Genomic DNA, 14,798 nt, shown 5'->3' with positions numbered 1-14,798 from the left:
GACCTGGACCCCCGCTTTCGTGCGCGAGAGACGATGTCGGACAGTACCGCAATACCACCTAGTCAAACGATCACTGTTTATGCAGGTCAGTGGCTGTTCCAGGGTGGTACTGCTGCTGGTACTTCCTGGTACTACCTCAGTACCGGCGTCGCGCTCTCAGACGGCTGGTACTGGGGGTCGGTACTGCCTGGCAGTACCGGCGTTCTCCCAGCTCAACCCTCGTTTTCGACTGACACTGGTCGCCGCGCGGAACATACCCCGAAAAGCGCGCGGGGTGGGGGATGCATCTTTCCCTCATCCCGCTGTCATCTTCCGCGCCCCCACTGCACCTCTCTTGGGCAAGCCACCACGGCCGCGCAACGCCGCCCGAAAAGAGAGGCATCCCCCTCACCTCCGAGACCCGCCGAGCCCCTCTTCCCTGCAGAGGCGCACAACCTCCCGACCAACGCCCGCTCATCGACCGGAAGGAGGATCGCGATGACCCGCCACCTGGATCTAGCCCTGACGCTGGCCGCTCTTGGCTGGCACGTCTTCCCCCTCGCGCCCCGCGACAAGCGGCCCCTGGCCAACTGCCTGAGCTGCCGCGACAACCCCGAATGCTCGCGCGGCGACTACGCCGTCTGCCCCTGCCTGCCCGACGGGCAGTGGTGCCACGGCGTCCGCGCCGCTACCACCGACCCTGACCGCATCCGCACCTGGTGGCGGCGCCGCCCCGATGCCGTCCCTGCCATCGCTGCCGGCCCCTCCGGTCTGGTGCTCATCGACCTGGACGCCCATACCGAACGACTCCCCTCCGACCCCGCTGCCGAACTGCTACCCGGCATCCGTCTCATCGGTGATCAGGTCTCCGGCGACTTCACGGGGGTCCGAACCGGCCGCGACGTCCTCCTTCTGCTGGCCCGTCTACGCGGCGGTCCTCGCCCCTGGCCCACCGACCCCGGTTACCAGCCCGCCACCGTCACCACCCCCTCCGGCGGCCGCCACCTGTGGTACCGCGCCCCTCACGTTCCTGACGGGCGGCGGCTCCGCCAGGCCCTCGGCCAGCTCGGCTGGCAGATCGACATCAAGGCCGGCTGGAGCTACGGCATCGCCCCCGGCGCCACCACCGTCACCGGTCATTACCAGCGCACCGCAGGCGATCCCGCCCGCGTCGGCCGCATGCCCGAGTGGCTGGCCGAGGAAGTCCTGCGCGTCGCCATCGACCGTCCCGCGCCCCCGGCGGCTCCGGCACTCGCCGCGTCTTCGGGCAGCGGCTGCAGCCGATCCGCCGCCTACCTGGTCACCGTCATCGACAACGGCGCAGCCGAACTGGCCGCTCTCACCGACGGCCGCAAAAGTTCCTTGTCGGCCCTGGCCTACAAGACCGGCGGTCTCCTGGCTTGGTCCGGGCTCTCCCGGAGCAGCGTCGAAGACCGCCTCGTCACCGCCGGAACCGTCAGCGGCCTTCCCGAACGCCTCGCCCGCCGCATCGTTCACCGCGCCCTTACCAACGGCCTCGCCCGACCGCTTGCCGAACCCAAGGGGCAGGTGCGCCCAACGGTCAATTCCTACTGATTCCCCTGGTCAGCACTACAACGTGAGGAGAACGCATGATCTCTGTTCGCACCGTCGAGGTGGCACCGGCCTCGGACATCCAGCTGCACAGCATCCCCGCCGCCATGCGGATCCTGTCGCTGAGCCGCTCGGTCCTCTACGAGGAGATGAAGGCGGGGCGACTCCGCTGGGTCAAGCGCGGCCGTTCCCGTCTGATCCCTGCGACCGCCATCGCCGAGTACGTCGCGCTTCTGGAGGCCGAATCCGAGATCGCCTCGGCCTGCTGACCCTCGCCAAGTTAGACGGCCTCGACAGCCGTACCGCCAAGCACCCCGTCGAGGCCGCCACCCCTTCATCAAGGAGCGTAAGAAGGATGCCCCGATCGACCACGGCCAAGAGGCCGAACGCTGCAAAAGTCGTCCAGGTCCCGCCCGAAGGGTTCCTGACCTTGGCGGAGTTCTGCGCGTTGTTGAAGATCTCCCGCCAGACCTTCTATGACTGGCGGCAGAAGGGTGTGGCCCCGCGCTGTCACGTGCTGCCCAACCGCCAGATCCGCATCGAACTGAACGACTACAAGGCGTGGCTGGCCGGCCGGAAGGACGTGGCGTGACCCACGCGCGCAAGACCGGCCCCGGCTCCAGGAAGGAGCCGGGGCCCGGTCCCCGGACCGTCACCTACAACGTGCGGATCTTCGACAAGATCCAGGAAATCGACCGAGCCAAGGGCAAGCGCTCCTACCGGGTGCGCTGGAAGGTCGCCGGACGCCGGATGAGCCGGAATTTCACCAACAGCGCCTTAGCCATCAGCTTCCAGGCCAAGCTGCGCACCGCCGCGAACGAGGGTGAGCCGTTCGACGTCGAGTCCGGGCTCCCCCTGTCCCTGATTCCGAAGGAGGAGCCAGAGGAGGCCGCCCCGGTCCCCACCTGGTTCGAGTTCGCGATGTCCTATGCCGACATGAAATGGAAGGAGGTCGCGCCCAAGTCGCGCCGGGGGATCGCCGAAGCCCTGGGGACTGCGACGTTGGCTCTCGTGCAGTGGGAGGACAAGCCTCCCGTCCAGAGCGAGGTCTACCAGGCGCTGACGACCTGGGCCTTCACCGGAGAAGCTCGCAGCGCTGAGCCTCCCGGAGAACTGGCGAAGATCATCGAATGGGTGGCAGCCCACTCGGTGGACATCACCGACCTGAACGATCCCGACCTGCTGAGAGACGTGCTCCGGCGGCTCTCGCTGACGCTGGACGATGCGAAAGCAGCCGCCTCCACGTACTGGCGGAAGCGAGCGACCTTCTACAACGCCCTGTCCTACGCGGTGCAGAAGAAGCACTTCGACGCCAACCCCCTCCCGGCGGTTAGTTGGACGGCGCCCAAGGACACCGAAGTCGTCGAGCGCAACCAAGTCGTCAACGAAGTGCAGGGACACGCCCTGGTGGACGGAGTCGGCCGTCAAGGTTCGATGGGCCAACACCTCCAGGCGTTCTTCGGCGCCCTCTTCCTCGGTGCGCTACGACCGGGCGAAGCGGTCTTGCTGGACGAGGACGAGCTGGACCTTCCCGAAGACGAGGACGAGTGGGGCTGGCTCCATCTGGGGGACTCTTCTCCCGAGGTGGGCGGCCGCTGGACCGACAGCGGCGAGCGCGAGAGACGTGCCCTCAAACACCGCAGCGAGAAGGAGACCCGATCGGTTCCGGTCTGTCCACCGCTGTGCAAGCTGCTGCGCCGGCACCTCGCCCTGTTCGGAACCGCTCCCGACGGTCGGCTGTTTCGCGGGGAGAACGGCGGCATCCTGTCTGAGAGCGTCTACAACCGGGTCTGGCAGACCACTCGCGAGGACGTCCTGGCTCCTCACCAGGTCAAAGGCCCTTTGGTAAGGCGGCCTTACGACCTCCGGCACGCACGCCTGTCGATCTGGCTCAACGCCGGGGTCCATCCCCCGCAGGTCGCCGAATGGGCCGGCAACAGCGTCAAGGTCCTGCTGGCCGTCTACGCCAAGTGCCTAGCCGGTGGTGTCGCCCAAGCGCTGGCCAAGCTCGGCTGGGACCAAGGGGAGGATGCGAAAGAGCAGCTGCCCCTGGACTACGACGTCGAGTGGCCGATCTCGCTGGAGGAGACGACCTGGTTTGAACTGGCCCTGGGCTACGTCGATTGGAAGTGGGAGACGATCAAGCCCACAACGCGTAGGGGCGTCATCGAGACCCTCACCAAGGTGACGACGGCCGTACTCCCGCGCCAGGAGCCGTGGCCGACAACTCCCCAGCTGGGTCGGGCCTTGACCACCCACGCCTTCAACCGCGACCGCTGGAAGGACATCCCCGAAGCACAGGCCGAGATCATCGCCTGGATGGAAGAGCACTCTCCCCCGGTCGACTCGCTGGCGGACACGGAGACCCTCGGGAACATCCTGAAGTACCTCGGAACCCGCCTGGACGGCCAGCCCGCTCAACCGGCCGTCGCAGCCCGGCGGCGGTCCGTGCTGTTCAACGTCCTGGAATTCGCCGTCGCCAATAGGGTGCTCGCGAGCAACCCCCTACTGTTCCGATCATGGGACTCGCCTGATTCTGGGGCCCATATAGGTCCCGATCAGCCGTAGAACCCCGGTCTCAGCCATACACAGCCGGACATCAACACGAAAGGCCCCTCACCAGGTTTTCCCTGGTGAGGGGCCTTTTTTCGTGATGTGGCGGGTGCAGGGTTCGAACCTGCGTAGGCTAAGCCGACGGATTTACAGTCCGCTCCCATTGGCCACTCGGGCAACCCGCCTTGGTGGCGTCGCTCTCGCGACGGCACTGGAAAGAATAGCGGAACCCGGGAGTGGTCGTGACATCGGGTGCGGGCCGTCCGCAGGTCAGTCGTGGACGCGTAGGAGGATCGGCCACGTCTTGGGGCCCACGATGCCGTCGGCCGCCACGCCGCCCCATTTCTGGACGGCCTTGACCGCCTGCTCGGTGGTCGCGTCGAAGGTCCCCGTCATGCGCACCTCCTTGTGGGAGCGGGCGAGCAGCAGGCCCTGCAGGGATTCCACGTGCTCGCCCTTGTCGCCCCGGCCGAGCTGCGGGAGCTTCTTCATCATGGCCTCCTGCCAGGTCTCCGCGGGCGTCGTGCCGCCCGATCCGGTGTAGGCCGGGCGGCCGTACCCGGCGATCACGGTGTGGGCGCGGACGCGCCGCTTGACGGCGTCGCTCGTGTTGCCCTCGATCGTCTGGACGCGGCCGCCGCCCAGCGCCTTCTCGACGACCCCGACGTGGTCGATCGCGCCGACCGAGTTGCTCGTGCCCCAGTCGAAGAACACGATGTCGCCGGGCTTGGCGCGGTCGATCTCGGCGGCCGTGCCGGTGTGCCAGCGGCCGATCCTCTGGAAGTCCTGCGCGTGCCAGACGGTGTAGGCGCGGTCGCCGGACGGCAGCACGGCCTTGGCGTTGCCGCTGTTGCGCGCCCAGTAGGTGACGGCCATGTCGCACCAGGCGGCGTTCAGGAACTCCGAGCCGTGGCGGGACGCGTAGTCGCGGGTGATGTAGTTCGGGCGGCCCGTCAGGCCCAGGGACTTGCGGGCCTCGGCCAGCATCGCGGCGGCGGTGGCCATGTCACACCTCCTCCGCGCGGTAGACGCCGTCGGAGTCCGGCGGCCCGTACAGGGAGCGCAGCACGTGCTCCTCGTCCGGTTCGGTGGCGCGGTGCACGTCGGGATGGGCGTCCACCTTGTCCATGTTCGACAGCTCTTCAGCGTCGGCTGGTCTCACGGCTCCTCCGGAGAGTCGGTGTGCGGTAGACCGTAGCGTCATGAGATGGGGGCGTATGGTCACTTCGCACAGCTCGTAGCGGATGTTCAGCTTCCGGACCGCCCCTTGGTGCCCGGCAGGGCGCGATCAATGCGACCCATGCCGGATCGGTATGGCCGCCGTCCCATCTGCGGCTCCGCCGTTGTGTTGTCCGTCCTCGCTAACCTCGTGGCAGCAGAGAGAAGACCGACGAGGAAGTGTGGCGTGGCCGATTCCAGTTTTGACATCGTTTCCAAGCTCGACCGCCAGGAGGTCGACAACGCCCTCAACCAGGCGATCAAGGAGGTGGGCACGCGCTTCGACTTCCGCAACGTGGACGCGGGGATCAAGTGGTCCGGGGAGACCATCGAGATCCAGGCCAACACCGAGGAGCGCGCCAACGCCGTCCTGGACGTGCTGAAGGACAAGCTGGTGAAGCGGCAGATCTCGCTCAAGGCGATCGACGCCGGCGAGCCGCGGTTGTCCGGCAAGGTCTACAAGCTGGGCGTGTCGCTCAAGGAGGGCATCTCCCAGGAGGACGCCAAGAAGATCAACAAGATCATCCGGGACGAGGGCCCCAAGGGGGTCAAGTCCCAGATCCAGGGCGAGGAGCTGCGCGTCAGCTCCAAGAAGCGCGACGACCTCCAGGAGGTCATCGCGCTGCTCAAGGGCAAGGACCTGGACCTCGCCCTCCAGTTCGTGAACTACCGGTAGGCCGGTGGTCACGCGGCCAGGGCGCCGGGGGGTTGGCGTCCCGGCCGCGTGACGAACCGTCGAGCGCGCCGCCACCTTCCCCCGCAGAAGGCGCCGGCGCGCTCTTGTCATCTATGACGCCGGGGGTGCGGGGTTGGTTCGCGCTTGTTTTCAGCCGGCTGCGGCGGGGCGCTCCGAGACGTCGAAATGTTCTAGTTCGCGGGCGAGTGTCGCCAGGTCCAAGCTCAGCACGCGGGCCAGCGAGGCCACCGTGAAGAAGGCCGGGACGGCGATCGCGCCGCGTTCGATCTTGCGGAGGGTCTCCAGGGAGATACCCGCCTCGGTCGCGACGGCGGCGGCGCTGCGCGGGCCGCGGGCGGCGCGCAGGATCTGGCCGAGGGCCTTGCCACGGTCGCGTTGTTCGGACGTCAGGGGTGTGCGGACCATGTTGCGTATTCTAATACTGGTATTAAAATACGCCTCATGGTGAACTACCGAACTCCCCGCGAGTGGGACGTGATGCGCGAGGCCGGCCGCGCCGTGGCGCTGACGCTGGCGGCGGTCCAGGAGGCCGCCGAGGCCGGGATCTCTTCGGCCGAGCTGGACGCGGTCGGGGTCCGCACGCTCAAGGAGCTGCACGCCCGGCCCTCCTTCCTGGGCTACCACCCGTCCTGGGCGCCTGTCCCGTACCCCGCCGTCGTCTGCATCTCGGTGAACGACGTGGTGGTGCACGGCATCCCCAGCAACACGGTGTTGCGCGACGGCGACGTCGTCTCGCTCGACTGCGGCGCGGAGATCGGCGGCTACCACGGCGACGCGGCGGTCACCTTCACCGTCGGGGCCGCCGACGACGAGGCCGCGCGCCTGATCGACACCACGCGGCGGGCGCTGGAGAAGGCGATCGAGGCCGCCGTCCCGGGCAACCGCATGGGCGACATCGGGCACGCGGTGGAGAGCGTCGCGCGGGCCGCCGGTTACGGCATTTTGGAGGGTGCTGGCGGGCACGGCATCGGCAACGCCATGCACGAAGATCCTTCGGTCCCGAACCGGGGACGGCCGGGGCGCGGCATGAAGCTCCGCGAGGGCCTCACCATCGCCATCGAGCCGATGTTCCACGAGGGCGGCGGCGATGAGACGCGGCTTTTGGCGGACGGCTGGTCGATCGCCACGGCCGACGGCAGCCGCGCCGCGCACTTCGAGCACAGCATCGCGATCACCCCGGACGGGCCCCGCGTCCTGACCCTGCCCTGACGGGGGGCCGGGCGGTCAGCGGCGGCCCGCCATCCGCTCCAGCCGCTCCACCCGCTCGGCCGTCGGCGGGTGGGTGGAGAACAGCTTGCCGATCCCGCCGCCCCGGAACGGGTTGGCGATCATCAGCGAGCTGGTGGAGGCCAGCTCCGGGTCCTGGGGCAGCGGCATCGCCTGCGTGCCCGCCTCGATCTTGCGCAGCGCCGAGGCCAGGGCGAGCGGGTCGCCGGTCAGCCGCGCGCCCGACTCGTCGGCCTGGAACTCGCGGGTGCGGCTGATCGCCATCTGCACCACCGCCGCCGCGATCGGGCCGAGGATCATCATCAGCAGCGCGCCCACCAGGCCGGGGCCCTCGTCGTCGTCGGAGCGGCCGACCGGCAGGAAGATCGCCAGATGCGACAGGTAGGTGATCACGGTGGCGATGGCGGCGGCCACCGAGGAGATGAGGATGTCGCGGTTGTAGACGTGCGACAGCTCGTGCCCCAGAACGGCGCGCAGCTCGCGCTCGTCCAGCATGCGCAGGATGCCCCGGGTGCAGCACACCGCCGCGTTGCGCGGGTTGCGGCCGGTGGCGAACGCGTTGGGCTGGAGCGTCTCCGACACGTACAGGCGCGGCATCGGCTGCCGCGCCGAGGTCGCCAGCTCCCGGACGATCCGGTACATCGCGGGCGCCTCGACCTCGCCGACCGGGTGCGCGCGCATCGAGCGCAGCGCGATCCGGTCGCTGAAGAAGTACGCCACGCCGTTGGTGCCCAGCGCGATGACCAGCGCGACGAACAACCCGGCGTTGCCGCCCAGCGCCCAGCCGACCGCGAGCATCAATGCCGACAGCGCAGCGATCAGTGCCGCCGTCTTGACGCCGTTGAACCGCACTTTCCGTCCGCCTCCCCGTTGCTGTCAGTCATCAGTCACAACGGTTTGACCTGGACGGATGTTCCAATTAGCTGGCGGCCGAGACCGTCTGCAGCACGATCTGCGGCGCGATCGACAACACCACCGAGCCCGCGAACGCCGCCGCCACGGCGGCCCGCACCGCCATCCCGGGAGCCGGTTCGGCGGGACGCCCCACAGGCGCGGCGAACAACTTCACCGCCCACACCAGGTAGTAGTACAGGCCGATCACGGTGTTGACCGCCATCACCACCGCCAGCCACGTCACGTCCCCGGCCAGCACGCCGCGGAACACCACGACCTTCGCGAACAGCCCCATCACACCCGGCGGCAGTCCCGCCAGGCAGATCAGGAAGAACGCCAGCGCGGCCGCCAGCGCGGGGTTGCTGCGCGCCAGGCCCCGGTAGTCGTCCAGGGTGTCCCAGCGCGGCGCGGCGGCGCGGTTCCGGAAGGCGATCACCACGGCGAACGCGCCCAGGTTCATCACCGCGTACAGCGCGACGTAGGCGGTGGTCGCCGCGACGGCCTCCGGCAGCCGGTGGTTCCCGACCGCCAGCGGCGCGAGCATGTAGCCCGACTGCGCCACCGACGACCAGGCCAGCAGCCGGATCGCGGTCCGCTGCCGCAGCGCTAGCAGGTTGCCCAGCGTCATCGTGACGGCGGCCAGCACCGCGACCAGCGGCCCCCACACGTGCCCGAACGCCGGGAAGCCCAGAGCCAGCACGATCGCCAGCCCCGCGAACCCGGCGGCCTTGGACACCACCGACAGGAACGCCGCGACCGGCAGCGGCGCGCCCTGGTAGACGTCGGGGGCCCAGAAGTGGAACGGCACCGCCGCCACCTTGAAGGCGAACCCGGCCAGCAGCAGCACGACCCCGGCCGCCACGACCGGCTCCATGCGGCCCGGCAGCGTCTCCAGCGACAGCGCGATGCGGTCCAGGTGCATCGCGCCGGTCGCGCCGTAGACCAGGCTGATCCCGAACAACATGACCGCCGCCGAGACCACCGAGACCAGGAACAACTTCAGCGCGGCCTCGGAGGCCAGGCCGTCGTAGCGGCGCAGCGCCACCAGCGCGAAGATCGGCAGCGAGAGCGTCTCCAGCGCCACCACCAGCAGCACCAGGTCGCGGGCGGCCACCAGCGTCACCGCGCCGATCACCGCGGCCAGCAGCAGGAAGTGGTACTCCCCCGCCGGGATGCGGGAGTCGACGATCTCGCGCAGCGACAGCAGCACCACCACCAGCGCGGCGGCGAGCACCACGCCCTGGAACAGCAGCGTGAAGTCGTCGGCGACGTAGGAGCACGAGCGCGGCCCGGTGCCGCGCAGGCTGGTGGGCAGGCAGAACGTCGCGCGCCGGTCGCCGAACGCCAGGACCGCCACCGCGATCAGCGCCGCGCCCAGCGCGCCGCCGCACAACACGCCCAGCACGCGGCGCGGCACCTCGAACGCGTCGGCCAGCAGCAGCCCGAGCGCGGCCACCGCCAGGATCAGCGGCGGCGCGATCGCCGCGTAGTCGATGCCCTGGATCATGGGCGTCAGCCACCTCCCAGCAGCGCGCGCACCGGTGCGGTGGTCACGTCCAGCAACGTCTTGGGCCACAACCCGACCAGCAGGGTCAGCACCACCAGCGGGATCCAGGCCGCGTACTCGTACCGGGAGACGGCCGCGACCGGCCCGGCGGTCAGGCGCGCGTCCGGCACCGGGCCGTGGGTGATCCTGGCGAGCATCCGCAGGAAGTAGGCGGCGGTGAGCACCGCGCCCAGCGCGCCGACCGCCATGAACACCACGAACGTCGTGCGCGGCAGGTCGGCGTGCGGCTTGTACGCGCCGAGCAGCGCCAGCATCTCGCCCCAGAAGCCCGCGAGGCCCGGCAGCCCGAGGCTCGCGACCGACGCGAACGTCAGGATCGAGGCCAGGCGGGGCGCGGAGGTGAGCATGCCGCCGCCCAGCTCGCGCAGGTCACCGGTGCCGTAACGGTCCTTGACGGCCCCGGCCAGGAAGAACAGCAGGCCGGTGATCAGGCCGTGCGCGATGTTGCCGAACAGCGCCGCGTTCACCCCGACCGGCGTCAGCGTCGCGATGCCCAGCAGCACGAAGCCCATGTGCCCGACCGACGAGTAGGCGATCATCCGCTTGAGGTCGGTCTGCGCCAGGCACGCCAGCGAGCCCCACACGATCCCGATCACCGCGAACAGGCCGAGCCACGGGGCCCAGAACGCCGCGCCGTCGGGGGCCAGCGGCAGCGCGACGCGCACCAGGCCGTAGGTGCCCATCTTCAGCAGCACCCCGGCCAGCAGCACCGACCCGACGGTGGGCGCGGCGGTGTGCGCGTCCGGCAGCCAGGTGTGCAGCGGCCACATCGGGGCCTTCACCGCGAAGCCCAGGCCCATCAGCACGAACGCGGTGACCTGCACGCCGTGGGTGAGGCCGGAGCCGTGCCGCGCGGCCAGCTCGGTCATGTCGAGGGTGCCCGCGTTGACGCCGACCAGCAACATCCCGGCCAGCAGCAGGCCCGAGCCCAGCAGCGTGTAGAGGATGAACTTGTAGGCGGCGGCGCGGCGGCCCGCCCCGCCCCAGATCGCGATCACCGCGTACATCGGGATCAGCACGACCTCGAAGAACACGAAGAACAGCACCAGGTCGAGCGCCACGAACGTGCCCAGCAGCCCGACTTCGAGGACCAGCAGCAGCGCCGTGAACAGGCGGACGCGGTCCCCGGCGGGCGGGTGCTTGGCCGTGTAGAGGAAGCAGAGGAAGGTCAGCAGCGCCGTCAGCAGGATCAGCGGCAGCGACACTCCGTCCGCGCCCAGGTGGAAGCGCAGCCCGATCGCCGGGGCCCAGGCCCGGTCGATCTCCAGCTGCATGCGCTCGGGCGCGCCGAAGTCGAACGCGGTGACGGCCGACAGCGCCACCAGCAGCGTCGCGCCCGAGACCGCGACGCCGAACCGCGCCACGGCCGCGTCGCCGGGCAGGAACCGCCCGGCCGGGACCAGCAGCGCCAGCGCCGCCAGCAGCGGGATCGCCGTCAACAGCAGGAAGATCACAGGAAGACCACCACCACGGCCGCGATGACGACGACACCGGCCAGCAGGCCGGTCAGGTAGGTCTGCGGGTTGCCGTTCTGCGGCGCCCGCAGCGCCCCGCCGAGCCGCCGCGCAGCCCCGGCGGCGCCGACGACCGCGGCGTCGATGCCCCGGGCGTCGGCGGCCACCACCAGGCGGGCCGCCGCGCGGACGGGACGGACGATCACCAGCGCGTACAGCTCGTCCACGTAGAACCCCCGCTCCAGCACCGGCCGGACGGGGCCGAGCACGCGGGCCGGGTCGCGCGCGGGGTCGCGGTTCCAGAGCAGGAACGCCGCGCCGCCGCCGAGCCCGGCGAGCGCCAGGGCGATCAGCGCCGAGCCGACGTGCGGGCGCAGTTCCTCCGCGCCGCCGCCGAAGAAGCCCATGATCGCGGCGGGGACGGCCAGCGCGGCGACGGTCCAGGTCATCAGCTTGGGGGCCTCGCGGGGCTCGAAGTCGCCGCGCTGCTCGCCGAAGAAGGTCATCAGCCACAGGCGGACGGCGTAGGCGGCGGTGAGCGCGACGGTGAGCAGCAGGCCGAGGTAGACCAGCCAGGCCGCCCAGCCGGGCAGCGGTGGGGCGACCCAGTTCACCTGGGTGAAGTTGGCTTCGGCGTACGCCTTGAGCGCGCCGCCGTGGAACTGGGTGATGCTGGGAGGCGGCGGCCCCGTCTCAGGGATCGGCGTGGCGGAGAACCAGCCCTGCGGCTCCGGGTCGCCGTGCAGCGCCGCGTGTTGCGCCGCCTCGATCACCGCGTCCTTGCTGAACCAGCCGCTCACCGGCGGCAGCCCCACCAGCGCCGCCAGTCCCACCGTCATCGACCAGAACGTCACCGGCATCGCCCGCCGCAACCCGCCGTACCGGCCCAGCAGGTTGCTGCCGGTCACCAGGATCACCGATCCGGCCGCCAGGAACAGCAGCGCCTTGAACGCGCCGTGCGTCAGCAGGTGGAAGATCGCGGCGGTGTCCGCGCCGACCGCCAGGCCCGCCGCCATCACCGCGAGCTGGCTGATGGTCGAGTAGGCCAGCACGCGCTTGATGTCGTCCTGCGCGAGCGCCGCCAGCGCCGACCCCACCATCGAGACGACCGCGAGCACGCCCAGCAGCGTCAGCACGCCCGAGCCGGTCACGAACACCCCGTACAGCCGCGCGACCACGAAGATGCCCGCCGCGACCATGGTGGCGGCGTGGATCAGCGCGCTGATCGGCGTCGGGCCCGCCATCGCGTCGGGCAGCCAGGTGTGCAGCGGGAACTGCGCGCTCTTGCCCGCGACCCCGGCCAGCAGCAGGAACGCCGCCGCCGTGACGGTCGCGTGCGGCATCTCGGAGAGCCGGGCCAACACGTCCTCGATCACGAACGACTTCGCGCCCACGCCCAGCGCCAGGATTCCCAGCAGGAACCCGACGTCGCCGAGCCGCGTCACCAGGAACGCCTTGACCGCCGCCCGCGAGTTCGCGCGGTCCTCCCAGTGGTGGCCGATCAGGAAGTAGGAGCAGACGCCCATGACCTCCCAGCCGACGTACAGCAGCAGGAGGTCGCCCGAGTAGACCACCAGCAACATCGCGGCGGTGAACAGCGAGATGAACGCCGCGTAGGAGGAGTAGCGCGGGTCCTTGGCCATGTAGGCGATCGAGTAGACCTGCACCGCCAGCGCGACGCAGCACACCATCAGCCCGACGACCGCCGCCAGGCCGTCCGCCTGGAGGCCGACGCGGATCGGCACCGACCCGGTCTCGATCAGCGTCAGCGTGCCGGTGCGCGCGCCCGGGGAGCGCCAGACGGTGAACGCGACGATCGCCGCGAACACCGCCGCGAGCGCCAACGGCAGGCACGCGAGCAGCGCGGGGCCGTTGCGCAGCGGCGAACGTTCGGCGGTGATCGCCGCGCGCCACCACGCCTGCTCGGTGGTCGCGGGGCCGCCGCCGGGCACGGGCTCCACCTTGCGCGGGCGCAGCAGCCGCGACAGGCGCGGGCCCAGCAGCATGCCCGCGAACGCGGCGGCGAACGGGAGCAGGATCGTCAGGGACGCCAGCACGATCACGAGGCGCCCTCCGCGACCCAGTCCGGGGTTGCCTCGCCGGGCGGGTCGAGGGCCTTGCCGGGGGCGCGGTCCTCGGCCAGGTCGCGCAGCCGGTCCACGTCGATCATCTGCCGGTTGCGGTAGACCAGCAGCACGATCGCCAGGCCCAGGCCGACCTCGGCGGCGGCGATCACGATGGTGAACAGCGTCAGCACCTGCCCGCCGTGCAGCCGGTCGCGCCAGAACACGTCGAAGGCGACCAGGTTCAGGTTGACGGCGTTCAGCATCAACTCGACCGCCATCAGCACGAGGATCGCGTTGCGGCGCGCCAGCACCCCGTACACCCCGACCGAGAACAGCAGGGCCGACACCACCGCCGGATAGAGCAGGTGCATCAGCGGTCCTCCTCACCGTCGCGGTGGACGTCCCGGTCGGCCTCATGGCCGGGCTCGGGCGGGCCGATGTCGGAGCGCGACAACACGATCGCGCCGACCAGCGCCGCCAGCAGCAGCACCGACAACACCTCGAACGGCAGCACCCACGTGCGGAACACCGCCGCGCCCAGCTCCTCGGCCGACCCGCCGCCCGCCTTCGGCGGCGCGGACACGCCCCGGAAGCCGAGCACCACCACCGTCACCAGCACCGCCGCCGTGCCGGCGGCGACGGCGAGCGCGGCCCACCGGTTGCCCGAGTCCAGCTCGGCCGCGCCGATCGGCGCGCGGGTCAGCATGATCCCGAACAGCAGCAGCACGACCACCGCGCCGACGTAGATCAGCACCTGCACCCACGCCACGAACTCGGCGGTCAGCACCAGGTAGCCGCCCGCCAGCGCGCCGAACGACACCACCAGCCACAACGCCGCGTGCACGATCTGCCGGGTGGTGACCACCAGCACGCCCGAGCCGACCGCGACCACGCCCAGCAGCGCGAAGACGATCTCCTGGCCGGTCACGCGCCGCTCCGGGGTTTGCGCGCGCCGCGCGCGGCGGCCTTCTCGGCGGCGGCGATCTCCTTGGGCGGCTCGGCGAGCGGGTCGTGGGCCTGCGGCGGCGGGACCGTCCACATCCACTCGCGCAGGCGGTCCTTCTCGTGGGTCAGCTCGTTGACGTCGTACTCGGCGTACTCGAACTCCGGCGACCAGAACAGCGCGTCGAACGGGCACACCTCGATGCAGATCCCGCAGTACATGCACAGGGCGAAGTCGATGGCGAAGCGGTCCAGCACATTGCGCGTGCGCGCGCGCCCGCCGCCCTCGGCGGGCAGCGTCTCCTTGTGGGAGTCGATGTAGATGCACCAGTCGGGACACTCGCGCGCGCAGAGCATGCAGACCGTGCAGTTCTCCTCGAACAGCGCGATCACACCCCGGCTGCGCGGTGGCAGCTCAGGCTGCACCTCGGGGTACTGGCGCGTGACCGAGCGCCGCGTCATCGTCCGCAACGTGACGGCCAGCCCCTTGGCCAGCCCGCCTCCTGGTAGCCGTCCCACCCGCCACATGATTCCTTACCGGAGCGCGCGGGGGAACGCGGAGGGGGCGGCGTTCGTCAAAGCAAGCGTGGGCACGCGGCTCGCCGGCGCCGTGACGGCCCCGTCCGGGA

At 70.5% G+C, this 14,798-nt stretch carries 16 protein-coding genes and 1 tRNA gene; 6 read left to right on the top strand and 11 right to left on the bottom strand.

Annotation, left to right across the window (positions count from 1 at the left end):
* The first annotated feature begins 477 nt into the window (after positions 1–477).
* The 4 genes from AH6_RS35650 (at position 478) to AH6_RS45100 (ending at position 4,119) form a co-directional block, all read left to right on the top strand.
* The gene (locus AH6_RS35650; protein ID WP_067489075.1) at positions 478–1,554 is read left to right on the top strand and encodes a bifunctional DNA primase/polymerase; all 1,077 of its coding nucleotides are present in this window, start codon (positions 478–480) and stop codon (positions 1,552–1,554) included.
* 35 nt (positions 1,555–1,589) lie between these two features.
* The gene (locus AH6_RS35645) at positions 1,590–1,820 is read left to right on the top strand and encodes a helix-turn-helix domain-containing protein (RefSeq protein ID WP_067489074.1); all 231 of its coding nucleotides are present in this window, start codon (positions 1,590–1,592) and stop codon (positions 1,818–1,820) included.
* Between the two features lie 86 nt (positions 1,821–1,906).
* Positions 1,907–2,143 carry a helix-turn-helix transcriptional regulator gene (locus AH6_RS35640; RefSeq protein WP_067489072.1) on the top strand — a complete coding sequence of 79 codons (237 nt, stop codon included), beginning with the start codon at positions 1,907–1,909 and terminating at the stop codon, positions 2,141–2,143.
* Positions 2,140–4,119: a tyrosine-type recombinase/integrase gene (locus AH6_RS45100; protein ID WP_067489070.1), complete on the top strand. Its 1,980-nt coding sequence runs from the start codon at positions 2,140–2,142 to the stop codon at positions 4,117–4,119. The genes AH6_RS35640 and AH6_RS45100 overlap by 4 nt, the downstream gene beginning before the upstream one ends.
* 88 nt (positions 4,120–4,207) lie before the next feature.
* Here AH6_RS45100 and AH6_RS35630 read toward each other — a convergent pair.
* From AH6_RS35630 to AH6_RS44385, 3 genes are all read right to left on the bottom strand, one after another.
* A tRNA-Tyr gene (locus AH6_RS35630) sits at positions 4,208–4,289 on the bottom strand.
* Positions 4,290–4,374: 85 nt separating this feature from the next.
* The gene (locus AH6_RS35625) at positions 4,375–5,109 is read right to left on the bottom strand and encodes a peptidoglycan-binding protein (RefSeq protein ID WP_067489067.1); all 735 of its coding nucleotides are present in this window, start codon (positions 5,107–5,109) and stop codon (positions 4,375–4,377) included.
* Position 5,110: 1 nt separating this feature from the next.
* Positions 5,111–5,266, bottom strand: a complete 156-nt coding sequence (locus tag AH6_RS44385) for a hypothetical protein (RefSeq protein WP_157431924.1) — start codon at positions 5,264–5,266, stop codon at positions 5,111–5,113.
* A 243-nt stretch (positions 5,267–5,509) separates the two neighbouring features.
* Between AH6_RS44385 and AH6_RS35620 the strand changes: the two genes are divergently transcribed.
* Positions 5,510–5,998 (top strand): YajQ family cyclic di-GMP-binding protein, encoded by a 489-nt coding sequence (locus tag AH6_RS35620; protein ID WP_067489065.1) that lies wholly within the window; start codon positions 5,510–5,512, stop codon positions 5,996–5,998.
* Positions 5,999–6,148: 150 nt separating this feature from the next.
* Here the strand turns inward: AH6_RS35620 and AH6_RS35615 are convergent, their stop codons facing one another.
* Entirely contained in the window at positions 6,149–6,424 is a 276-nt protein-coding gene (locus AH6_RS35615; RefSeq protein ID WP_067489062.1) for a helix-turn-helix domain-containing protein, read from the bottom strand.
* A 36-nt stretch (positions 6,425–6,460) separates the two neighbouring features.
* On the opposite strand from AH6_RS35615, the gene map reads away from it, so the two are divergent.
* Complete coding sequence (gene map / locus AH6_RS35610) at positions 6,461–7,228, top strand: type I methionyl aminopeptidase (RefSeq protein ID WP_067489060.1); 768 nt, start codon at positions 6,461–6,463, stop codon at positions 7,226–7,228.
* A 15-nt stretch (positions 7,229–7,243) separates the two neighbouring features.
* On the opposite strand, the gene htpX is transcribed toward map, so the two are convergent.
* The 7 genes from htpX to AH6_RS35575 all read right to left on the bottom strand — a co-directional run bounded on the left by htpX (position 7,244) and on the right by AH6_RS35575 (position 14,697).
* A complete protein-coding gene (htpX, locus tag AH6_RS35605) occupies positions 7,244–8,098 on the bottom strand; it encodes a zinc metalloprotease HtpX (protein ID WP_083983794.1) in 855 nt (284 codons plus the stop codon).
* Between the two features lie 67 nt (positions 8,099–8,165).
* Positions 8,166–9,647, bottom strand: a complete 1,482-nt coding sequence (locus AH6_RS35600) for an NADH-quinone oxidoreductase subunit N (protein WP_067489058.1) — start codon at positions 9,645–9,647, stop codon at positions 8,166–8,168.
* Positions 9,648–9,652: 5 nt separating this feature from the next.
* Positions 9,653–11,161 carry a complex I subunit 4 family protein gene (locus AH6_RS35595; protein WP_067489056.1) on the bottom strand — a complete coding sequence of 503 codons (1,509 nt, stop codon included), beginning with the start codon at positions 11,159–11,161 and terminating at the stop codon, positions 9,653–9,655.
* Positions 11,158–13,224: an NADH-quinone oxidoreductase subunit 5 family protein gene (locus AH6_RS35590; protein WP_067489054.1), complete on the bottom strand. Its 2,067-nt coding sequence runs from the start codon at positions 13,222–13,224 to the stop codon at positions 11,158–11,160. The genes AH6_RS35595 and AH6_RS35590 overlap by 4 nt, the downstream gene beginning before the upstream one ends.
* On the bottom strand, positions 13,221–13,598 hold the full coding sequence (gene nuoK / locus AH6_RS35585) for an NADH-quinone oxidoreductase subunit NuoK (RefSeq protein ID WP_067489052.1): 378 nt from the start codon (positions 13,596–13,598) through the stop codon (positions 13,221–13,223). The genes AH6_RS35590 and nuoK overlap by 4 nt, the downstream gene beginning before the upstream one ends.
* Positions 13,598–14,155, bottom strand: a complete 558-nt coding sequence (locus AH6_RS35580; protein WP_067489050.1) for an NADH-quinone oxidoreductase subunit J family protein — start codon at positions 14,153–14,155, stop codon at positions 13,598–13,600. The genes nuoK and AH6_RS35580 overlap by 1 nt, the downstream gene beginning before the upstream one ends.
* Positions 14,152–14,697 (bottom strand): NuoI/complex I 23 kDa subunit family protein, encoded by a 546-nt coding sequence (locus tag AH6_RS35575; protein ID WP_067489048.1) that lies wholly within the window; start codon positions 14,695–14,697, stop codon positions 14,152–14,154. Before AH6_RS35575 ends, AH6_RS35580 begins: the two co-directional genes overlap by 4 nt.
* Positions 14,698–14,798 lie beyond the last annotated feature (101 nt).

The sequence above is a fragment of the Actinomadura hibisca NBRC 15177 genome (genome assembly GCF_001552635.1).
Classification (GTDB): Bacteria; Actinomycetota; Actinomycetes; order Streptosporangiales; family Streptosporangiaceae; genus Spirillospora; species Spirillospora hibisca.
This window is presented reverse-complemented; position numbering and strand designations above follow the sequence as displayed.

Bases quoted from the DNA above. Each gene is read 5' to 3' on its own strand.
- map (WP_067489060.1), top strand. From the start codon at position 6,461: ATGGTGAACTACCGAACTCCCCGCGAGTGGGACGTGATGCGCGAGGCC.
- nuoK (WP_067489052.1), bottom strand. From the start codon at position 13,598: ATGCACCTGCTCTATCCGGCGGTGGTGTCGGCCCTGCTGTTCTCGGTC.
- AH6_RS35600 (WP_067489058.1), bottom strand. From the start codon at position 9,647: ATGATCCAGGGCATCGACTACGCGGCGATCGCGCCGCCGCTGATCCTG.
- AH6_RS35645 (WP_067489074.1), top strand. From the start codon at position 1,590: ATGATCTCTGTTCGCACCGTCGAGGTGGCACCGGCCTCGGACATCCAG.
- AH6_RS35650 (WP_067489075.1), top strand. From the start codon at position 478: ATGACCCGCCACCTGGATCTAGCCCTGACGCTGGCCGCTCTTGGCTGG.
- AH6_RS35615 (WP_067489062.1), bottom strand. From the start codon at position 6,424: ATGGTCCGCACACCCCTGACGTCCGAACAACGCGACCGTGGCAAGGCC.
- AH6_RS35640 (WP_067489072.1), top strand. From the start codon at position 1,907: ATGCCCCGATCGACCACGGCCAAGAGGCCGAACGCTGCAAAAGTCGTC.
- AH6_RS35575 (WP_067489048.1), bottom strand. From the start codon at position 14,697: ATGTGGCGGGTGGGACGGCTACCAGGAGGCGGGCTGGCCAAGGGGCTG.
- AH6_RS35625 (WP_067489067.1), bottom strand. From the start codon at position 5,109: ATGGCCACCGCCGCCGCGATGCTGGCCGAGGCCCGCAAGTCCCTGGGC.